This is a genomic window from Celeribacter indicus (assembly GCF_000819565.1).
GTDB lineage: Bacteria > Pseudomonadota > Alphaproteobacteria > Rhodobacterales > Rhodobacteraceae > Celeribacter > Celeribacter indicus.
The window spans coordinates 2896945-2917956 of record NZ_CP004393.1 but is presented as its reverse complement, the minus strand read 5'-3'; the positions used below and the strand labels follow the sequence as shown (position 1 = coordinate 2917956).

Genomic DNA, 21012 nt, shown 5'->3' with positions numbered 1-21012 from the left:
GGCGATTGTCGGCGCCGCGACAAGCGTGTAGCCTCGGGAGACGAATGCTGCGGGAGGCGCGGATATGGCAGGCAGATCGCGGCTGATGATCTACGATTTCGAGGAAGGCCATGCCTTTCCCGTGCTCGAGACGGAGCGGGAGATTTCCGCCCCGAACTGGACGCCGGACGGAACGGCGCTGCTCGTGAACGGGGAGGGAAGCCTCTACTGGGTCGATCTCGACGCGCCCGAGCTTCTGGAAATCGACACCGGCCTGTGCCTCAGGCTCAACAACGATCACGGCATCACGCCGGACGGGGAGACGCTTTTGTTCTCCGATCACACCTTCGGGGAGGGGGCGGTGATCTGGCGCATGGCGCTGGGGGAGGAGGAGGCCGATCCGCAGCGGGTGACCGCAAAGAGCCCCTCCTGGTTCCACGGCGTCTCCCCCGACGGGACGACGATCTGTTACACGGCGGTGCGCGAGGGGCTGTTCGGGATCTATACCGCCGCGCTCGACGGGACCGGCGAAAGCTGCGTGATCGAGGGGGCGCATCATTACGACGGGCCGGATTTCTCGGCCGATGGCGAATGGCTCTGGTTCAACTCGGACCGCACCGGCGCCTCGGAGCTCTGGCGCGTGCGCAGGGACGGTTCCGGCCTCGAGCGGATGACCGACGATGCGCTGGTGAACTGGTTCCCGCATCCCTCGCCGGACGGGGAGAAGGTCGTCTATCTCGCCTATCCCGAGGGCACGGTCGGCCACCCGGCGGACATGCATGTCTCGCTGCGTCTCTGGCGCGCGGAGACGGGACAGACGGAGACGCTTGTCGAGATCACCGGCGGGCAGGGCACGATCAACGTGCCCTCCTGGTCGCCCGATGGCGTGGCCTTCGCCTATGTGGACCATGTCTAGGGCGCTCGCCGCCGCGCTGTGCCTCGCCGCCGCGCCGGTCCTGGCGGCGGACCTCTCCCGCCTCTCCCTGCCGCGCCCCGCCACGGAGGCGGATTTCCTCGCCGTCGATCCCGAGGAGGCACGGCTCGGCCAGCTCCTGTTCTACGATCCGGTGCTCTCCGGCAATCGCAACATCTCCTGCTCGACCTGTCACCACCCGCGGTTCGGCACCTCGGACGGTCTGTCGCTCGGCCTGGGCGAGGGCGGCGTCGGGCTCGGTCCCGAGCGCGTCGCCGATCCCGCGAACCTGCCCGAGGACCGGGTGCCGCGCAACGCGCCTGCGCTCTACAACCTCGGGGCGCGGGAATATACGCGCATGTTCCATGACGGGCGGGTGGAGACGGTGGACGGCCATCTGCGCGTGCCGGTGGAGGATGGCTTCTTTGCCCGCGTCTCCGGCATTCTCGCGACGCAGGCGGCCTTCCCGGTGCTCTCCCCCGACGAGATGGGCGGAAACGTGAACGAGAGCGACCTGTCGAAGGCGATCCGCAAGGGGCGGTTCTCGGAGCAGGGCGGTGCCTGGGACATCATCGCGCAGCGCGTCGCCGCGATCCCCGCCTACCGCGCCCGGTTCGAGGCGGTCTATCCCGAGATCGCCGCGGGGCGGGCGATCCATTTCGCCGATATCTCCAACGCCATTGCCGCCTTCATGGCCTTCGAATTCCGCGCCGACGACAGCGCCTTCGACCGCTACCTGCGCGGGGAGGCGGATCTGCCGCCCGAGGCGGAAGCGGGGATGCGGCTGTTCTACGGCGAGGCCGGCTGTGCCGCCTGCCATTCCGGCACCTTCCAGACCGATCACGCCTTTCACGCCATGGGGCAGGTGCAGATCGGGCCGGGCAAGACGCTCGATTTCGAGCGCGGCAGCCGGGACGAGGGGCGGTTTCGCGTCACCGGACATGCCGGGGATCTTTACGCCTTCCGCACGCCCTCCCTGCGCAACGTCACGCTCACCGCGCCCTATGGCCACGCGGGTGCCTATGCCGAACTGCGCGGCTTTCTCGTCGCCCATCTCGCGCCGCGCGCCGCCTTCGCGACCTATGACCGGGCACAGGCGGTGCTCCCGGATCTTCCGGTCGAGGACTGGGAGGTGATGGACAGCGAGGCCGACCGGGCGGAGATCCTCGCCGCCATTGCGGTGGAGGACCGGGTGCTGACCGCGCCTCAGATCGACGCGCTCATGGCCTTCCTCGCCGCGCTCGAGGACGATCCGGACCGGCTCGGCATCCCCGATGCCGTGCCCTCGGGCCTGCCGTTCGAGAAGTGATCAGCGCGACAGCTCAACCCAGCGGTCCACCGGCGCGATCCCGACCCAGCCGGTCGTTTCCCCGTCCGGCCAGACCACCCGCGCCTCGGCCCGCTCCGCCGCGCCGAGGCCGAAATGCAGCGGCACGGCCTTGCCCGACCCGTGCCCGCCGCCGATGCTGAGCTCCTGCATCTGCACGCCCGCCCCGGTGCGCAGGCTGACCCGCGCGCCCACCGCCTCCGGGTTCGCGCCGCGCTGCGCGAGGGAGACGTGGAGGTAATGCCCCGCCTTCGGCGTGACGTTGCGATAGAGCTCCATCGGGCTTTCGCGGTTGACCACCACCAGGTCGAGCAGCCCGTCCGCATTGAGATCGACGAGCCCGCCGCCGCGCGATTTCGCCGTCGAGGCGGTGCCCGCGGCGACGGAGACTTCACGGAACCTTCCGTCGGGCTTCTGCTGCAACAGGTTGTTGGGATCGCGCGCGGCATTGTTCGGCATCTGCTCGACATTGCCCTTCGCGATGAACAGATCCGCGCGCCCGTCATTGTCGACGTCGCCCCAGTCGGCCTGCCATCCGGTCGAGGGGCGGCCGTCGTCGCCGATATGCGGGCGATGCGCATAGGTGCCGGTGTCGAAGGGCGCGGCCTCGTAGCCGCCGTCCGCATGACCGAACTGCAAGAGCTGGTCGCCCATCGAGGTCAGCATCACATCGGGCACCTGATCGCCGTTCACGTCCCGCTCGGCGATGCCCATCCCCCAGAGCGACACGCGCTCCCAGCCGTCGCTCTCGTCGAGGAACCGGTCCGCGGCGAGATCGTAGACCTGTTCGTAGCCGCCCTTGACATAGTAATGCCGGTCGTTCGACAGGCGCAGGCTCTGCACGCCGCGCGCGCCACCGGAGATCAGCGCGGAGAGGGCGCAGAAACCCGGTGCGAGGTCGGTCTTCTCATAGCCCGCGCCGGTCGGGCGGTGCAATTCGTTGACGTCGCAGGCCTCGAAGGGGCCGTCGGGATCGCTGCGGTCGACGTAATTGCCGAAAAACAGCGTCGGCCGGATGTTTCCGCCTTCCCAGCCGGCGGCGAAGGCGGTGGTCCAGCGATCCGTCGTCTCGAGACCCCAGGCTTCGGTCGCATCGCGGAAGCTGCAATTGCCGACACCCTGAAGCAGCATGTTCGCCCCGACGCGCAACACCGCGAGATCGGTGATCCCGTCGCTGTCGATGTCGAGAGGATAGGCGCCGGTCGCGCCGGTGATCTCCATCATCTCGCCGGCTGCGAAGGACAGCGCCCCGCCGGGATCCGAGCGGTTCAGCATGAGCTGCGCGGGACTGTCGCCGCCGGCGGCGAACAGCTCCGGCAGCCCGTCCTCGTCGCAATCGAAGATCGCGACACCGCCGCCCACGAAATGCTCCCAGCCGCCGGTGTAGACGTGTTCGGGCAGGGCGTCCGACTGGTTGAGGAACTGCGGGATCGTCTGGGCCGGGAGCGCGCCCGGCAGGGCGGCGAGTGCGAGGCAGGCAAGTCCTGTGCGGGTCATCCCACAAGCATCTCCGTGGCGAAATCGAGCGCCAGCGCCCCCGCGCCGCGCGCCCAGACGAGATCGCCCCAGGCGTGGATTTCCACGGGCGTCGGGGGCCGTCCCGGTTTCAGCGTGAGCGCGCGCGCCTCGTTGAGCACATCCTCGGCATAGAGGAAATCGTAGCGCAGCCGCTCGCCGGAGAGAAGGATGAGCGCCGGATCGAAAAGCGTCACGACATTGGCGAGCCCCGCCGCGAGATAGCGTCCCGCGCGGTTGAAGATCGTCTTGGCAAGCTCGTTGCCTTCCTTGGCCTGCCGGTAGAGGGTTTCGAGCATGTCGTCGGCGCAGGTGCTCTGATGGCCGAGATTGAGCGCGGTATGGGCCTCCCGGACAAGAGCGTAGTCGGCCACATAGGCCTCGAGACAGCCGCGCTGGCCGCAGCGGCAGAGCGCGCCGTCGAGCTGCACCTTGGTATGGCCGAGCTCCATCCCGTGTCCCATGCCGCCGCGGTGAAGCTGGTGGCGGATCACGAGGCCCATGCCGAGCCCGTGCTCGATGGAGACGACGGCGAAGTTGTCGAGCCCGCGCCCGGCGCCGAACCACAGCTCGGCAAGTGCCAGGAGGTTCGCGTCGTTGTCGATCTGCACCGGCACGCCGAGCCGTTCGGTGAGCAGGTCGCGCAGGGGAATGTCGCTTTCCGTCGCAAAGGGGCACCAGAGCACCCGGCCGAGGTCGAAATCGACCATGCCGGGAAGGCCGAGCGCCACGGCATCCGGCCGGCGGGGGCCGGTTCCGGCATTGGCGAGTGCCGCGCGGATCACCGTCTCGGCCTCGTCGAGCAGTTCCTCGGTGGTGCGTGCGGCGGGTGGGGCGGGCAGGGTGGCCGAGCCCAGCATGGTGCCCGCGAGGTCGAGCACCACGGCCGAGTTCGAGCGGTCGGAGATCTTGATCCCGACCACGACGCCCGCCTCCGGCTTGACGGCGAGGCCGACGGGCGGGCGGCCGCGGGTGCTGTCGCTGTCGCGGCGCGGCAGTTCCGTTTCGACGATCAGCCCGGCGGCGATGAGGTCTGAGGAGATCTGCGTGACCGTGGCGGGCGAGACCGCGATCTGCCGGGCGACGTCGACGCGGGCGATGGCCCCGGCGGCGCGCACCGCCTCGAAGATCTGGCGGCGGTTCGGTTTCGCGCCGGTTTCCGCGCTCGGAAACAGGGGTCCGCAGCCCGGAAGGGCGCTGTCGTCGCGGCGTATGTCATGGTCCGTGTCGGGCATCAATAAAATTCGCTGACCTAATTTAATTCGGGTGTCATTTCCGGGTCGGCCCAAATCAGGGGCGATTAAGCCATGGATCGGCCCGGTTTTCCATAGGAAACTGAAGTATCTTGGTGAGTTTTATTTTGACACCCGAATTTAATATGCCATGCTGCATCCAGCCGGCAGCGAGTCGGACCGCCGCGGACGCTTTGGAGAGGAAGGCCGCGGCGTGGCAACATGGGAGGAGAGTCATGCGTAAATCCATGCTGATGGCCGCCACGATCGTGGCGGCAGGTTTCGTTACATCCGCGATGGCCCAGGACCTGACGGTGGGCGTGTCCTGGTCCAATTTCCAGGAGGAGCGGTGGAAGACCGACGAGGCCGCGATCAAGGCCGCGCTCGAGGAGGCCGGGGCGACCTATGTTTCCGCCGATGCGCAATCATCCTCGGCCAAGCAGTTGTCCGACATCGAGGCGCTGATCGCACAGGGCGTGGACGCGCTGATCGTGCTCGCGCAGGACACCCAGGCGGTGATCCCCGCGGTGGAAATGGCCGCCGACGAGGAGATCCCGGTGATCGCCTATGACCGGCTGATCGAGGACCCGCGCGCCTATTACCTGACCTTCGACAATGTCGAGGTGGGCCGGATGCAGGCCCGCGCCGTGCTCGAGGCCGCGCCCTCCGGCAATTACGTGATGATCAAGGGCTCGCCGACCGACCCGAATGCCGACTTCCTGCGCGGTGGTCAGCAGGAGGTGCTTCAGGAGGCGATCGACGCCGGCGACATCACCATCGTGGGCGAGGCCTATACCGACGGCTGGCTCCCGGCCAATGCGCAGCGCAACATGGAATCGATCCTGACCGCCAATGACAACGAGGTGGACGCGGTCGTGGCCTCCAACGACGGCACCGCGGGCGGCGCGGTCGCGGCGCTCACCTCGCAGGGCATGGCGGGCATCCCGGTCTCCGGGCAGGACGCCGACCACGCCGCGCTCAACCGCATCGCGCTCGGCACGCAGACCGTGTCGGTGTGGAAGGACAGCCGGGATCTCGGCCGCAACGCCGCCGAGATCGCCGTGGAACTCGCGGGCGGCACCGCGCCCGAGGATATCGCGGACACGGTGAAATTCACCACGCCCGGCGGCGTCGAGATGAACGCGAAATTCCTCGAGCCGGTGCCGGTGACGCAGGACAACCTCTCCGTCGTCGTCGACGCGGGCTGGATCTCGCAGGAGGCGCTCTGCCAGGGCGTGTCCGACGGCCCGGCGCCCTGCAACTGATCCCCGATGCACACGCATCCGGCCCGGCACGCGGGCCGGGCGCGTGACGGGCGCGCGGCACCCCATGCCGGCACAGGATCCGGATATCGCGCAGCCGTCCCGGCGCGTGGCGATGTCGAAAGGAGACACATGACTACGGCAGATCAGGCAAAGACGCAGGACAGCGGCGCGGGCGCGGGCAAATCCGCCTTCTCCCGGCTCGAACTCGACATGCGTCTGATGGGTATGGTGGGGGCGTTCGTCCTGATCGCGCTCACCTTCAACTTCTTCACGGACGGGCGCTTCATCACCCCGCGCAACGTCTTCAACCTGACGGTCCAGACGATTTCCGTCGCGATCATGGCGACGGGCATGGTCTTCGTCATCGTCACGCGCCATATCGACCTCTCCGTCGGCGCGATCCTCGCGATCTCCTCGGCGATCGGGGCGATGGTGCAGGCGCGCTGGCTGCCGCAGGTCGTCGGGCTCGACTATGGCAACCCCATGATCGCCCCCCTGGCGGTCCTCGCCTGCCTGGCGGTCGGTACGCTCATCGGCGCGTTCAACGGCTGGCTCGTGGGCTACCAGGGCATTCCGGCCTTCATCGTCACGCTCGGCGGGCTGCTGGTCTGGCGTTACGTCGGCTGGTACGTGACCGACGGGCAGACCATCGCGCCGCTCGACCAGAATTACAGGATCCTCGGCGGGGCCGACGGGACGCTGGGCGTCACCCTGTCCTGGGTCGTGGGCGCGCTCGCCTCCGCCGGCGCGGTCTGGGCGATCTGGAACGCGCGCCAGTCGCGCAAGCGCCACCAGTTCCCGACGAAACCGCTCTGGGCGGAATTCACCCTCGCGGGCCTCGCCATCGCGGTCATCATGGGCTATGTCGCGACGCTCAACGCCTATGACATGCCGACCGGCAAGCTGCGCCGGATCTTCGAGGCGCGCGGCGAGGTGCTGCCGGAGGGCTTCACCCAGGGCTACGGCCTGCCGATCTCGGTCATCGTGCTGGCCGTCGTCGCCATCGCCATGACGGTGCTCGCGAAGAAGACCCGCCTCGGCAAGTATATCTTCGCCACCGGCGGCAATCCGGATGCCGCGGAGCTGTCGGGCATCAACACCAAGCTGCTGACGGTCAAGGTCTTTGCCCTCATGGGGTTCCTCTGCGGCCTCTCCGCGGTGATCGCCTCCGCGCGGCTGCAAAGCCATGCCAACGACATCGGCACGCTCGACGAACTGCGGGTGATTGCGGCCGCCGTCATCGGCGGCACGGCGCTCTCCGGCGGGATCGGGACGATCCACGGCGCCATCCTCGGTGCGCTCATCATGCAGTCGCTGCAATCGGGCATGGCGATGGTCGGCGTGGATGCGCCGCTCCAGAACATCGTCGTCGGCTCCGTGCTGGTGCTCGCGGTCTGGATCGACATCCAGTATCGCAAGCGGCTCGGGATCAGGGCTTAGGGAGAGAGGGCCATGGGACAGAATCCGAACACCGGCACACCGCTCGTGGAGCTGCGCGACATCTCCATCTCCTTCGGCGGGATCAAGGCGGTCGATCACGTCAGCGTCGATCTCTATCCGGGGGAGGTCATGGGGCTTCTCGGGCACAACGGGGCGGGCAAGTCCACGCTCATCAAATGCCTCTCGGGCGCCTATCAGATGGATCAGGGAGAAATCTTCATCAACGGCGAAAAGGCCGAGATCCGCAACACCCGCGACGCGCGCAAGTATAACGTGGAGACGATCTACCAGACCCTCGCGCTCGCCGACAATCTCGACGCCGCCTCGAACCTTTTCCTGGGCCGGGAGCTGGTGACGCCGATGGGCTTCGTGGACGAGCCGGCGATGGAGGCGGAGACGCGCAGGATCATGGGGCGGCTCAATCCCAACTTCAAGAAGTTCAAGGAGCCTGTCTCCGCCCTCTCGGGCGGCCAGCGCCAGTCCGTCGCCATCGCCCGCGCGGTCTATTTCAACGCGAAGATCCTCATCATGGACGAACCCACCGCCGCGCTCGGCCCGCACGAGACACAGATGGTGGCCGAACTGATCGAGGAGCTGAAGACGCAGGGCCTCGGCATCTTCCTCATCGAGCACGACATCCACAACGTGATGCGGCTCTGCGATCGCGCGATGGTGATGAAGAACGGCCAGAATGTCGGGACGGTGAACGTGAACGAGGTGACCGACGAGGATATCCTTGGCATGATCATCCTCGGCAAGCGTCCGCCGCAGGCCTACTGACACCGGCGCGGGGCCAGGGTCCCGCGCCCAACCAACGGATTTTCCATGTATATCGGACTAGATCTCGGGACTTCGGGTCTCAAGGCGATCCTCATCGACGACGATCAGCGCATCGTTGCGGAAGCCAATGCGCCGCTCACCAACGAGCGCCCCCATGACGGCTGGTCGGAACAGGCGCCGCAAAGCTGGCTCGATGCCTGCGACAGGGTGATGGCGGCGCTCGGCCGGAAGGCCGATCTGTCGGCGGTGCGCGGCCTCGGCCTGTCGGGCCAGATGCACGGCGCGACGCTCCTCGATGCCGCGGACGAGGTGCTCCGGCCCTGCATCCTGTGGAACGACACGCGCGCCCACAAGGAGGCCGCCGCGCTCGATGCCGATCCGCGGTTCCGCGAGGTCACCGGCAATATCGTCTTTCCGGGCTTCACCGCACCAAAGCTCCTGTGGGTGAGGAACAATGAACCCGATACCTTTGAAAAGGTCTCCAAGGTGCTGTTGCCGAAGGATTACCTGCGCTTCTACCTGACGGGAGAGTTCGTCGGGGACATGTCCGACAGCGCGGGAACGAGCTGGTTTGACACCGGCGCGCGGGACTGGTCGGACGATCTTCTCGCCGCGACCGGGATGGACCGATCCTTCATGCCGCGGCTCGTCGAGGGCTCCGAGACATCCGGCCAGGTCCGCGTCGATCTCGCCGCGAAATGGGGCCTGCCGGCAAACTGCATCGTCGCCGGCGGCGGCGGCGACAATGCAGCCTCGGCCATCGGGGTGGGCGTGGTGAAGGCCGGGCAGGCCTTTGTCTCGCTGGGCACGTCCGGCGTGCTCTTCGCGGCCAATGACGGCTATCAGCCGGATGCGGGCACGGCGGTGCATACCTTCTGCCACGCGCTGCCGGACACATGGCACCAGATGGGCGTGATCCTCGCCGCGAGCGATGCGCTCAACTGGTATGGCCGCCTCACCGGGCAGTCCGCCGCGGATCTCACCGCCCGTCTCGGGGCGCTCGAGGCACCGGGCAAGACGCGGTTCCTGCCCTATCTCGGCGGGGAGCGCACGCCGCTCAACGACGCGGCGATCCGCGGCGCCTTCGTCGGTCTCGAACACGCCACCGACACGGCGGCGGGCACCCGCGCCGTGCTCGAAGGCGTCACCTATGCGATCCGGGACTGCGCCGAGGCGCTCGCCGCGACCGGCACGCGGATCGACCGGCTTCTGGCCGTCGGCGGCGGCTCGCGGTCGCGCTATTGGTGCGAGGCCATCGCCACAGCTCTGGGCGTGCCTGTCGATCTGCCCGTCGCGGGCGATTTCGGCGGGGCCTTCGGGGCCGCGCGCCTCGGCATGATGGCCGCGACCGGGCAGGGGGCGGAGATCGCCACCACGCCCGAGACGCAGGCGAGCATCGCGCCCGTCACCGGGCTGACTGCGGCATTCGAGGACGGGTTCGCCCGGTTCAAGGCTGCGCAAACCGCTATCAAGGGGCTGACATGACAGAGTTTTTCAAGGGCATTCCGAAAATCTCCTATGAGGGGCCGGAAAGCCGGAACGAATTCGCCTTCCGGCATTACGACCCCGACGCGCTGGTGATGGGCAAGCGGATGGAGGATCATCTGCGCTTTGCCGTCGCCTATTGGCACAGCTTCGCCTATGAGGGGGGCGACCCGTTCGGCGGCCGCACCTTTGACCGGCCATGGTTCGGCGACGGGATGGAAAAGGCAAAGATGAAGGCCGATGCCGCCTTCGACATGTTCGACATCCTCGGCGCGCCCTTCTTCTGTTTCCATGACGCCGATGTGCGGCCGGAAGGCGCGAATTTCGCGGAAAACAAGCGCAATCTCGAGGAGATCGTCGAGTATTTCGCGCAGAAGATGGAAAGCTCGAAGACAAAGCTCCTCTGGGGCACCGCCAATCTGTTCGGCCACCGCCGCTTCATGGCCGGTTCCGCCACCAATCCCGATCCCGACGTCTTCGCCTGGTCGGCGGCGACGATCAAGACCTGCATGGATGCGACGATCCGGCTCGGGGGCGAGAACTATGTGCTCTGGGGCGGGCGCGAGGGCTATGAGACGCTGCTGAACACCGATCTCGGCAAGGAGGCGGACCAGGCGGCGCGGATGCTCGAGATGGTGGTCGACTACAAGCACAAGACCGGCTGGCAGGGCACCATCCTGATCGAACCGAAACCGCAGGAGCCGACGAAGCACCAGTATGATTTCGACGTCGGCACGGTCTACGGCTTTCTCAGGCGCTACGGTCTCGAGACCGAGGTGAAGATGAATATCGAACAGGGCCATGCGATCCTCGCCGGCCACAGCTTCGAGCACGAGCTTGCGATGGCGGCCTCTCTGGGCATCCTCGGCTCCATCGACATGAACCGCAACGACTACCAGTCCGGCTGGGATACGGACCAGTTTCCGAACGCGCCGCACGAGGTGGCGCTTGCCTATTACGAGATCCTGAAGGCAGGCGGGTTCACCACCGGGGGCACCAATTTCGACGCGCGGATCCGTCGGCAATCGCTCGATCCCGAGGATCTGATCCTCGCCCATGTCGGCGCCATGGACATGTGCGCGCGCGGGCTGAAGGCGGCGGCGGCGATGCTCGCGGACGGCCGTCTCGAGCAGTTGCGCGCCGAACGCTATGCCGATTGGGACAGGTCCGAGAATGCCGCGATGCTCCGGCAGGGCGATCTTGCGGCCATCGAGGCGCGGGTGCTCTCCGAAGACATCAATCCCGAGCCGCGCTCGGGGCGTCAGGAGCGTCTGGAAAACCTCGTCAGCACGTTCGTCTGAGCGACAGCGATGGCCAGAAGGGGGAGCGTCCGTCATTCCGACGGGCGCTCTTGTCTTTTCGGGGCCGATGGGAGACCTTGGGGCAAACCCCGCCAGAAGAGGTCGCGCCGATGAAATTCTTTCCGATGTTCCTGCGCATGGCGGATCGCGACGTGCTGATCGTCGGGGGCGGAGAGACGGCGGCGCAGAAGGCGCGGCTGATGCTGAAGACCGAGGCGCGGCTGACCTTCGTCGCTCCCGAGCTCGACCCGGAAATCGCCGCCCTCGTCGCGGAAGGGCGTGCCGCGCACCATCCGGGCGAGATCGCCTCCGACCTGTTCGAGGACGCGGCGCTGGTCTTTGTCTGCACCGGGGACGAGGCGCGCGACGAGGAGGTCGCGGCGCTGGTGCGCGCGGCGCGCGTGCCCTTCAACGTGGTGGACCGGCCGGATCTGTGCGAGGCGGTGACGCCCTCGCTCGTCGACCGCGATCCGCTCGTCGTGGCCATCGGCACGGAGGGGGCGGCCCCGGTGCTGGCGCGGCAGGTGAAGACCCGGCTCGAGGGATTGCTCGAGCCCCGGCTCGGCGATCTCGTGGCCTTGGGCGGACGGCTGCGCGGCACGGTGGCGGAACATGTGCCGCAGGCGCGGCGGCGGGCCTTCTGGCGCTGGGTCTATGACGGTGCGCCGCGGCGGCTTCACGCGCGCGGGGCGGAGCGCGCGGCGGCGGCGGCGATCAAGGAGGCCATCGCCGCGGGTGGTGCGCCGGACGATGACGGCAGGGGGCAGGTGACGCTCCTGCCGGTTTCGACGGTGGAACCCGACCTGATGACGCTGCGCGCGGTGCAGCGGATGCAGGAGGCGGATCTGGTGATCTGTGCCGAGGCGGCCTTTGCGCCGCTTCTGGAACTCGCCCGCCGCGACGCCGCGCGCATCGTCGTCGGACGCGATCACGGCACGGAGGGCTGGCTCGTCTCCGACCAGCGCCGGGTGATTTTCGAGGAACTGGAAAGGGGCGCGCGCGTCGTCTGGCTGGTGGCGCGGCGCGATGCGGAACGGGCGGCCATCGGCCTGCCCGAGGAGATGGAGCGGGTGCCCGCAGTCAGGGTGTAGGAGATCGGACATGACGGATCTGGAGCGACGCATCGCCGTTGCGCGGGGCGAGGAAAAGGCGGATATCGTGCTCAGGGGCGGCCGGATCCTCGATCTGATGACCGGCGAGCTGATCCCCGGAGATGTGGCCATTGCAGGCGACCGGATCGCCGGCGTCTTCGAGCGCTACGAGGGGCACCGGGAGATCGACGTGACGGGGCGGGTCATCGTTCCGGGCTTCATCGACACGCATCTGCATATCGAAAGCTCGCTGGTGACGCCCTTCGAATTCGACCGCTGCGTGCTGCCGCGCGGGGTGACGACGGCGATCTGCGATCCGCACGAAATCGCCAATGTGATCGGTCTCGACGGGATCCGTTATTTCCAGCGGGCCTCCGAACACACGCTGATGGACATCCGGGTGCAACTCTCCTCCTGCGTGCCCTCGACCCATATGGAAACCGCCGGGGCGGAGCTTCTGGCCGAGGATCTCCGGCAGGTGATGGGGCATCCATCGGCCATCGGACTGGCGGAATTCATGAATTATCCCGGTGTGATACATCGCGATCCTCAGGCGATGGAGAAACTCCGCCTGTTCGAGGGCGGCCATATCGACGGCCATTGCCCGCAGCTTTCCGGCCGCGATCTCAACGCCTATATCGCCGCCGGCATCCGCACCGAACACGAGGCGACGACCGAGGCGGAGGCGCGGGAGAAGCTGCGCAAGGGGATGCGGGTGCTGATCCGGGAGGGATCCGTGTCGAAGGACCTCCATGCGTTGCAGCCGCTTTTGTCTGATCTGACGGCACCTTACATGTGCCTGTGCACGGATGACCGCAACCCGCTCGACATCGGGGAACATGGCCATCTCGATTACATGATCCGCACCCTGATCGCGCTCGGCTGTCCGCCGCTCGCGGTCTACCGCGCGGCGACGCTCTCGGCCGCGGAAGCGTTCGGGCTGAAGGATCGCGGCATGATCGCGCCGGGCAAGCGGGCCGATGTCGTGGTTCTGGACGGCCTTGAAACCTGCAATGCTGTCAGTGTCTTTTCGGGCGGCGTGGAGGTCACGGACGAGGCTTTCGCCACGCGCGGACATGTTGCGCCGGTCGGGCGCGGATCGGTCAGGGCGCCCGAGGTCGCGGCGGAGGACTTCCGTGTCGGCGGCAATCGCGAGGAGACCGATGTGATCGGTATTCTCGAGGGCAAGATCCTCACCGAGCATCTGACCGAAACCGTGCCCATCGTCGACGGAGACAAGCGTCCCGATCCGGCCCGCGATCTGGCGCGCATCACGGTGATCGAGCGGCATGGGAAGAACGGGAATATCGCCTCGGGCTTCGTGCGGGGCTTCGGGCTGCGGGCCGGGGCGATCGCCTCCACCGTCTGTCACGACCATCACAACATCGTCTGCGTGGGAGTCGATTACGACGACATGGCCGGCGCCGCGAACCGCCTTTCGGAGATCGAGGGCGGTTTCGTCGTGATGCGCGACGGACAGATCCTGGCGGAGCTTTCCCTGCCGGTCGCAGGTCTGATGAGCCTCGAGCCTTTCGAGGCGGTGCGCGACCGGCTGGTCGATCTGCGCGCGGCGGCGCGGTCGCTGGGCGTGACGCTCGAGGAGCCCTTTCTCCAGCTCGCCTTCCTCGCCCTTCCGGTGATCCCGGCGCTGAAGATCACCGACCGCGGCATGGTCGACGTGACACGGTTCGAGATCATCGCCTGACCGCCCTGCGGACGATGCGCCGCCCTCAGCCGTCGCAGGTCCAGAAGCCGCGATAGCCGACGGTGAGGCCCGCATCGAGGGAGAAGACGAGTTCGGCCCCCTGGCGCCAGTCGGCCTCCTCCGCGGAGAGGCGACGGACGGTGATCGTGCTGCCCTCCGCGGCGAAGCTTTGGATGTCGCCCTCCGCCGCGCCCACGCTCTCGAGCGGGACGAGGACGCCATTGAGCCGCATCCCCGCCTGCGCGCCATCGGCGGAGGTCCAGAGGATCGGATCGGTTTCCGGGCTGCGGTTGAAGCGGCAGCGCGGACCCGGCGGGAGGATCCGGTCCGCCTCCGCCTGTGGCATGGGCGCGGGGTCGAGGGTGGAGACGAGCGTGGTGCCGAGCGCGTCGGCGATCGTGCCCGGTTCGGCCGGGGGATCCTCATAGACCGTTTCCGAGACGCGGCCGGAGGACACTTCCGCGATGAGATAGCGCATCTCCGCGATCTCGCGCCGCTGCGCCTCGATGATCTCGTCGGCAAGCTTGCGCACGCGGGGGTCGCGGATCTGTGCACGTTCCGAGGTCATGATCGCGATGGAGTGGTGCGGGATCATCGCCCGCATGTAGCTCGGGCCGGACACGGTGACCTGGCTGCGCACGAGCCAGAGCGAAAGCGCGAAGACGATCACCGATCCGGCGAAGATCGCGATGTTGAGGCGCCTGTTCGAATACATCCCCAGCATGTAGGCGAGCATGACCACCGCCATCGTCGCGCCCATGAGGATCGCCATGTAGGTGCGCGTTTCCGAAAAGAACACATGTTCCCAGGCATAGGTGTTGAGATACATCAGCACGAACATCACCACGGTCGAGGTGAGGATCATCAGGCCGAAGCGGATGTAGGACATGGGGGTGCCTCCGGTGGTCTAATTTTCGTCGGTCGGCGCGGGGCCTGGCAGCGCCGCCCCTGCGCCATCGCGCCGGGTGAGTGTCGCGTAGTCCTGGGCGGAGAGGCCCGGAAGCGCGCTCACGAAGGCGGCCAGCGCCAACAGTTCGCCCCCGTCATGGTCCGGGCCGAAGGCCGGCATTCCGGTCATCTTCAGGCCGTTCTCCACAATCCAGTAGATTTCCTCGGCCGACCAGTCCGCCGCCACCTCCGCAAGGCGCGGCGGCTCGGGACGCATGCCGCGGGACCAGCCCGCGGGCTCTTCGCCCGGCGCGCCGTGGCAATGGACGCAGCTTTCGGCGTAATGACCGGCGCCTTCGGCAATCAGGTCCTGCGAGCTGCGCTCTGGCAGCTCGATCCCCTCGGCACGCGAGGCGACGGAGCGGTGGAGCGTCGTGTCGAAGGTCCAGCGGACGGCATCGGTATGGGCATCCCTGGCCGAGACGTCATAGGCGCCGGTATAGGTGACCATCAGCCAGACCGCGAGGGCGGCGAGCAGGGTGGCGAGGATCCCCGCCGCGATGCCGGTTCCGAAACTCCTGCCCATGGCGTCTCCTCCATTGCCTGTTCCGGGACGGGTGATCCCGATCGGTTCGGGAGAGCCGTGGGCATGCGCCCCGGCACGGGACGCGCCCGGAGACCGAACCGCTCCGGCATGAACATGTTCCCGGACGGCGGCCTCTCCCGCACCGCCATGCCCTCCCTTGGCCGGCCGGGGCCGGTGGCGTGCTCTCGGGGAACGCGGTGGAGGTGAGGAATGTTCCCTGAAAAAACAGTATATTGCCCCCGCGCGCCGCACGCGGGGGCAAGCGCCGCCTCAGAGCTTCACGCCGCGCAGGCGCAGGGCGTTGGCGATCACCGAGACGGAGCTGAAGCTCATCGCGAGCGCCGCGATGATCGGGGAGAGCAGGATGCCGAAGGCCGGATAGAGCACCCCCGCGGCGACCGGCACCCCGGCCGTGTTGTAGGCGAAGGCGAAGAAGAGGTTCTGGCGGATGTTGCGCATCACCGCCTCGGCCAGCCGGCGCGCGCGCAGGATGCCGGTGAGATCGCCCTTCACCAGCGTCAGCCCGGCGCTCTCCACCGCGACATCGGCCCCTGTGCCCATGGCGATGCCGACATCGGCGGCGGCGAGGGCAGGGGCGTCGTTCACCCCGTCCCCGGCCATCGCGACCTTCGCGCCGCCGCGGCGCAGTTCCTCGACCAGCGCGGCCTTGTCCTCGGGCGAGACCTCCGCGCGTACCTCGTCGATGCCCAGCTGCCGGGCCACGGCCTCCGCCGTGCGGGCGCTGTCCCCGGTCGCCATGACGATGCGCAGTCCCTCGGCATGCAGCGCCCTGATCGCATCCGGCGTGGTCGGCTTGATCCGGTCCGCGACGGCGATGATGCCGACCACCGCGCCGTCCTTCGCGAGGAACATCGCGGTCTTGCCGTCCGACTGGAGCCGGGCGAGATCGGCCTCGAACGCGGCGGTCTGCGCGCCCTCGTCAGCCATCAGCGCCGCGTTGCCGAGGGCGATGCGCGCGCCCTCGACCGTGGCGATCACGCCCTTGCCGGTCACTGCCTCGAAATCCGTCGCCTCCCGCCGCGGGGCGTCGGCGGTGCCTTCGAGGATGGCCTCCGCGAGCGGATGCTCGGAGCCGCGTTCGAGGGCGGCGGCGTAGGATTTCAGATCCGCCTCGGAAATGTCGCGTGCGATCACGTCGGTGAGGGCCGGCTTGCCCTCCGTCAGCGTTCCGGTCTTGTCCACGATCAGCGTGTCGACCTTGGCGAAGCGTTCGAGCGCCTCGGCATCGCGGATCAGCACGCCCGCCTGTGCGCCGCGCCCGGTGCCGACCATCACCGACATCGGCGTCGCGAGGCCGAGCGCGCAGGGGCAGGCGATGATGAGCACGGAGACGGCGGCGACCGTCGCATAGCCGAGCGCGGGGCTCGGGCCGAGGACGAGCCAGGCGACGAAGGCCACGATGGCCACCACCACGACCGTCGGCACGAAATAGAGCGACACGCGGTCCGCGAGCCCCTGGATCGGTGCGCGGGAGCGCTGCGCCTGGCCGACCATGGCGACGATGCGCGCAAGCGTGGTCTCCGCGCCAACCGCCTTCGCCTCCATCACGAAGCTGCCCGTCTTGTTGAGTGTGCCACCGGTGACCGGGTCGCCGGCGGATTTCTCGACCGGCACGGGTTCGCCCGTGATCATGCTTTCGTCGAGGGCGGAATGCCCCTCGGTGATCTCGCCGTCCACCGGCACGGATTCCCCCGGCCGCACCCGCAGCCTGTCGCCGGCCTTCACCTCCTCGAGCGGGACATCCGTCTCGCCCTCCGCCGTCACCCGGCGCGCGGTCTTGGGGGCGAGGTCCATCAGTGCGCGGATCGCGTCCCCCGTCCGCTCGCGCGCGGTCAGTTCCATGATCTGCCCGATCAGCACGAGCACGAGGATCACGGCCGCGGCCTCGAAATAGACCGGCGGCACCCCATGGTCGCTCAGCATCGCCTCGGGAAAGACACCGGGGGCGAGCAGGCCGACGAGGGAGAAGAGATAGGCCGCAAGCGTGCCGAGGGAGATGAGCGTCCACATGTTCGGCGAGACGTTCACCACCGAACGCCATCCGCGCACGAAAAACGGGCGCGCGAGCCAGAGCACGGGCGTCGCGAGGGCGAACTGGAGCCAAAGGAAGCTCCGGTGTCCGATCCAGTCGGCGACGGGCAGGCCCACATGCCCGCCCATTTCGAGCAGGAAGAGGGCGGCGGCGAGCGGCCCCATGATCCAGAGGCGGCGTCTGAAATCCACGAGTTCGGGCGAGGGACCGCTGTCCGCGGACGGGGTCATCGGTTCGAGCGCCATGCCGCAGATCGGGCAGTCGCCGGGATGGTCCCGGACGATCTCCGGATGCATCGGGCAGGTGTATTGCGTTCCCTGCGGCATCGGCTCGGCGGGCGGGCGCGCGCCGGTCGCGCCGGTATAGTCCTCAGGATGGGCGTCGAATTTCTCCTGACAGCGCGCGGAGCAGAAATAGAACCGCTCGCCGGCGTGTTTCGACATGAATTGCGCGCTCGCGCGGTCGACCGTCATGCCGCAGACCGGGTCCGTGGCCGTGAGATAGGCCTCGGGCGTGGCGAGGAACTTGGCGCGGCAGCCTTCGGAACAGAAGTGGAAGACATGCCCGTCATGGCTGGCGGTGGGTTTTCCCGCGCCGGGATCGACCGTCATGCCGCAGACCGGATCGCGGATGACCGCAGGGCTGTCGTCATGACTGTGAGGGGTATGCGCTGTCATCGTTCACTCCTGATCCTGTCGATCGCACCGGCCGCCGTATTGGCCGGAGCCTGACCTTGCCTTCGGATTTAGGGCCTCCAGCCGCTGGAGGGTCAAGGGGTGGAAGGTCATGGCGGCAGATTTCTTCCCCGCTGCGCCTTCGGAGGCAAGGGCGGCTTCACCGCAACGTGACTTCACCTTCCGGCGGGCCGCGGGTTTACCCTTTGGGAAAGGAGATCACGATGAACATCGGGAAGGCTTCGGAAGAGACCGGACTGCCGGTCAAGACGATCCGCTATTACGAGGAGATCGGCCTCGTCGCGCCTGAACGGGCGGGGAACGGCTATCGCGATTTCGGGCCGGCGGAGCTGGCGCGGCTGAGGCTGCTCGCGCAGGCGCGGCTCATGGGCTTTTCGCTCGAGGAATGCCGGTCTCTGATCGCGCTCGAGGGCGATCCCGCGCGCCACAGCCGGGACGTGCGCGCGCTCGCCGAACAGAACCTTGCGGCGGTGCGGGCGCGGATCTCGGCGCTCGAGGGGCTCGAGGCGCGGCTGTCGCAACTCATCGAAAGGTGCCATGGCGACGACACGCCCGATTGCGCCATCCTTGACGGATTGACGCACCGCACGCCGACGAATTGACGCCGGGACCGCCGCGCGCCATAGTCCTGCGCAGTCGACCCGGAGGATCTGTGCGACACGGTCTTGTCATCCTGCTGATCGGGCTCATGGCCTGGATCGCCGCCCCGCAGGCGGGAATGGCGCATGCGCCCGGCGCCGCGGACCGGACCGCCGTCGCAGCCGTCTCCGTGCATCACGCACGCTGCCCGGACTGCGCCGAGGACATCCTGCCGGCGGAGGAGGGGATGTGCCCGCATGGCGCGCTTTGCCTCGTCTTCACCGACATGCCCGCACCGCGGATGACGGCCACCGGACGCCAGGGTGCCGCGGCCTGGCCGCCGATCCGCGACAGCGACAGGCTGTCCCGTGCGCCCGCCCTCGACCTGCCGCCGCCCCGACCGGACCCCGCGAAGCCCTGAACCCTTTGCGGTGACGCCATGTGCGTCACGTTCCGATACGGACTCTCATACGATGAACAAATCCCTCATGGCCGTGGCTGGCGCGCTTGCGCTCGCGCTCGGCGCCTATCTTATCCTGAAACCCGCTCCTGAAGCGCCGGCCCGCGCGGAGATCGAGGCCGGCGCGGCGCTCGCCGCCGTGACCTTGCCCGACATGCTGTCGCCGGAGGCGCAGATCGGCAAACGTGCCTTCGACGGCATTTGCGCAGCCTGCCATGGCGAGAACGCGGCCGGGGCCGCCGGCTACGGTCCGCCGCTCGTCCACAGGATCTATGAGCCCTCTCACCACGGCGACATGGCTTTCCTGATGGCGGTGGAGCGCGGCGTGCAGTCGCATCACTGGCCCTTCGGTGACATGCCGCCGCAGGAGGGGCTGACGCGGGGCGATGTGAAGGCCATTGTCGCCTATGTGCGCAGCCTGCAACGCGCCAACGGGATCGAGTGACCCCCCTGTCCGCGCCTCCCTTGCGGCGCGGACAGGGGGCGTCTCCCGCTCCGGCTGCCGTCTCACGTCACCGCGACGATGGCCTCGATCTCGACCGAGATATTGCCGGGCAGGGAGGCGACGCCCACCGCCGTGCGCGCGTGTTTCCCGGCCTCGCCGAAGGCTTCGATGAACACTTCCGAACAGCCGTCGACGATCCGGGGATGGTCGGTGAAACCGGAGGGCGCGTTGACATAGCCGTTCAGCTTGATCACCTCGCGGACGCGTTGCAGATCCCCGAGCGCCGCCCGCAGGTTCGACAGCAGCGCCAGTCCCACCAGCCGCGCGCGGCGCCGGCCTTCCTCCTCGTCGATCTCCGCGCCGATCTGCCCGGCGAGCGGTTCGCCGTTCTCGACGGGCGCGAGGCCGGAGAGATAGACGAGCCCGTTGACCTCCCGCGCCGGGAGGAATTTCGCGACCGGGGCAGGGGGCGGCGGCAGGCTGTCGAGAAGCGCCTGCGGGATCCGGTGCCGGAGCCCGCTCATGTCAGCGCCGACGCGGCAGTCGCCACGGTCAGTTCCGAGGTGAGCGAAGTGAGCTGTGCAGAGCCGCCGGGCGGCGGCCAGATCCCGGCTTTCGATGCCTTTGCGCGGGCCTTCACCCGCTCCTCGATGCTCCGGTAGGGCCAGATATGGACCATCTTCTTCGGCGCGCCCTCGATCGAGCCCATGATGCCCAGCAGCGGCGACATGGCGTCACGTTCCGCGATGACCTTCGCCCAGGCCTGCTCGGTTTCCGCCAGGCCGTTGGGGGCCACGGTGTAGGTGCGGAATTCGTAGAACGGGCCGAAATCGCCGGGAGCGATCTCCTTCGAGAAGGAGAGCGGTCTGTAGGCGGTGCGGGAGACGTCGCCGAGATGTTCGGTGATGCCGTAGGGATCGGTCTGCTCGACCCGCTTTGCGCGGTCGGCAAAGAGCGCCTCGGTGCTGTCGTATTTCGCGAGGAGATGGAAGCGGTTCAGCGCGCCGAACTCGACGGAGAAGCAGCCAAGCAGCTCTCCCGAGGGCGCGGCCTTGCCGCAGACCTCGCCGAGCATGGGCATGACGGCGCCAAGCCGGTTCGGGAGCAGGGCCAGGGTGGTGATTTCATAGATCATGTCATCTGTCCGACGTTTGGTGTGCGATTGGTATTCCAAACGTGTTCCATAAAATCCGGGGGCGCGCAAGGCCCGATCCGGCGTGCCGGGTAGCAGGCGCCGGACGCAAAAAAGCCCCCGCAAGGGGGGGCTGTCAGA

General features: G+C 68.0%; 19 protein-coding genes. 12 read left to right on the top strand and 7 right to left on the bottom strand.

The genetic code is table 11. The annotated features are described in order from the left end of the window. The first annotated feature begins 64 nt into the window (after positions 1 to 64). Together P73_RS14585 and P73_RS14580 are read left to right on the top strand one after the other, a co-directional pair. Positions 65 to 895 (top strand): TolB family protein, encoded by an 831-nt coding sequence (locus tag P73_RS14585; RefSeq protein ID WP_043870130.1) that lies wholly within the window; start codon positions 65 to 67, stop codon positions 893 to 895. Next, positions 888 to 2201: a cytochrome-c peroxidase gene (locus tag P73_RS14580; RefSeq protein ID WP_043870129.1), complete on the top strand. Its 1314-nt coding sequence runs from the start codon at positions 888 to 890 to the stop codon at positions 2199 to 2201. Before P73_RS14585 ends, P73_RS14580 begins: the two co-directional genes overlap by 8 nt. Here the strand turns inward: P73_RS14580 and P73_RS14575 are convergent, their stop codons facing one another. Together P73_RS14575 and P73_RS14570 are read right to left on the bottom strand one after the other, a co-directional pair. Then, the gene (locus P73_RS14575) at positions 2202 to 3716 is read right to left on the bottom strand and encodes a CRTAC1 family protein (protein ID WP_043870128.1); all 1515 of its coding nucleotides are present in this window, start codon (positions 3714 to 3716) and stop codon (positions 2202 to 2204) included. After that, positions 3713 to 4969, bottom strand: a complete 1257-nt coding sequence (locus P73_RS14570; protein WP_052453302.1) for an ROK family protein — start codon at positions 4967 to 4969, stop codon at positions 3713 to 3715. Before P73_RS14570 ends, P73_RS14575 begins: the two co-directional genes overlap by 4 nt. Positions 4970 to 5202: 233 nt before the next feature. Between P73_RS14570 and xylF the strand changes: the two genes are divergently transcribed. From xylF to ade, 7 genes are all read left to right on the top strand, one after another. Then, positions 5203 to 6231 (top strand): D-xylose ABC transporter substrate-binding protein, encoded by a 1029-nt coding sequence (gene xylF / locus P73_RS14565; RefSeq protein ID WP_139267038.1) that lies wholly within the window; start codon positions 5203 to 5205, stop codon positions 6229 to 6231. Between the two features lie 129 nt (positions 6232 to 6360). Beyond that, complete coding sequence (locus tag P73_RS14560) at positions 6361 to 7671, top strand: sugar ABC transporter permease (RefSeq protein WP_043870127.1); 1311 nt, start codon at positions 6361 to 6363, stop codon at positions 7669 to 7671. Between the two features lie 12 nt (positions 7672 to 7683). Further along, on the top strand, positions 7684 to 8451 hold the full coding sequence (locus tag P73_RS14555; RefSeq protein WP_043870126.1) for an ATP-binding cassette domain-containing protein: 768 nt from the start codon (positions 7684 to 7686) through the stop codon (positions 8449 to 8451). A gap of 45 nt (positions 8452 to 8496) precedes the next feature. Then, complete coding sequence (gene xylB / locus P73_RS14550; protein ID WP_043870125.1) at positions 8497 to 9936, top strand: xylulokinase; 1440 nt, start codon at positions 8497 to 8499, stop codon at positions 9934 to 9936. Beyond that, entirely contained in the window at positions 9933 to 11237 is a 1305-nt protein-coding gene (gene xylA / locus P73_RS14545; RefSeq protein WP_043870124.1) for a xylose isomerase, read from the top strand. Before xylB ends, xylA begins: the two co-directional genes overlap by 4 nt. Positions 11238 to 11347: 110 nt before the next feature. Then, on the top strand, positions 11348 to 12328 hold the full coding sequence (locus tag P73_RS14540) for an NAD(P)-dependent oxidoreductase (RefSeq protein ID WP_052453301.1): 981 nt from the start codon (positions 11348 to 11350) through the stop codon (positions 12326 to 12328). A 10-nt stretch (positions 12329 to 12338) separates the two neighbouring features. Beyond that, positions 12339 to 14033 (top strand): adenine deaminase, encoded by a 1695-nt coding sequence (gene ade / locus P73_RS14535; protein WP_043870123.1) that lies wholly within the window; start codon positions 12339 to 12341, stop codon positions 14031 to 14033. 25 nt (positions 14034 to 14058) lie between these two features. On the opposite strand, the gene P73_RS14530 is transcribed toward ade, so the two are convergent. From P73_RS14530 to P73_RS14520, 3 genes are all read right to left on the bottom strand, one after another. Continuing rightward, entirely contained in the window at positions 14059 to 14922 is an 864-nt protein-coding gene (locus P73_RS14530) for a DUF305 domain-containing protein (RefSeq protein ID WP_043870122.1), read from the bottom strand. Between the two features lie 18 nt (positions 14923 to 14940). Then, on the bottom strand, positions 14941 to 15507 hold the full coding sequence (locus tag P73_RS14525) for a c-type cytochrome (RefSeq protein WP_052453300.1): 567 nt from the start codon (positions 15505 to 15507) through the stop codon (positions 14941 to 14943). A 270-nt stretch (positions 15508 to 15777) separates the two neighbouring features. Continuing rightward, positions 15778 to 18237 (bottom strand): heavy metal translocating P-type ATPase, encoded by a 2460-nt coding sequence (locus P73_RS14520; protein WP_043870121.1) that lies wholly within the window; start codon positions 18235 to 18237, stop codon positions 15778 to 15780. A gap of 221 nt (positions 18238 to 18458) precedes the next feature. Here P73_RS14520 and P73_RS14515 point away from each other — a divergent pair, with 221 nt between their 5' ends. From P73_RS14515 to P73_RS14505, 3 genes are read left to right on the top strand one after another with little or no spacing between them, the layout of a single operon-like run. Continuing rightward, entirely contained in the window at positions 18459 to 18857 is a 399-nt protein-coding gene (locus tag P73_RS14515; RefSeq protein WP_043870120.1) for a MerR family transcriptional regulator, read from the top strand. A gap of 50 nt (positions 18858 to 18907) precedes the next feature. Beyond that, complete coding sequence (locus tag P73_RS14510) at positions 18908 to 19255, top strand: hypothetical protein (protein WP_043870119.1); 348 nt, start codon at positions 18908 to 18910, stop codon at positions 19253 to 19255. A gap of 52 nt (positions 19256 to 19307) precedes the next feature. Beyond that, on the top strand, positions 19308 to 19739 hold the full coding sequence (locus P73_RS14505) for a c-type cytochrome (protein WP_043870118.1): 432 nt from the start codon (positions 19308 to 19310) through the stop codon (positions 19737 to 19739). Positions 19740 to 19801: 62 nt separating this feature from the next. On the opposite strand, the gene P73_RS14500 is transcribed toward P73_RS14505, so the two are convergent. Together P73_RS14500 and P73_RS14495 are read right to left on the bottom strand one after the other, a co-directional pair. After that, positions 19802 to 20263, bottom strand: a complete 462-nt coding sequence (locus P73_RS14500) for a RidA family protein (RefSeq protein WP_043870117.1) — start codon at positions 20261 to 20263, stop codon at positions 19802 to 19804. Continuing rightward, a complete protein-coding gene (locus tag P73_RS14495) occupies positions 20260 to 20874 on the bottom strand; it encodes an NIPSNAP family protein (RefSeq protein WP_043870116.1) in 615 nt (204 codons plus the stop codon). The genes P73_RS14500 and P73_RS14495 overlap by 4 nt, the downstream gene beginning before the upstream one ends. Positions 20875 to 21012: the final 138 nt, after the last annotated feature.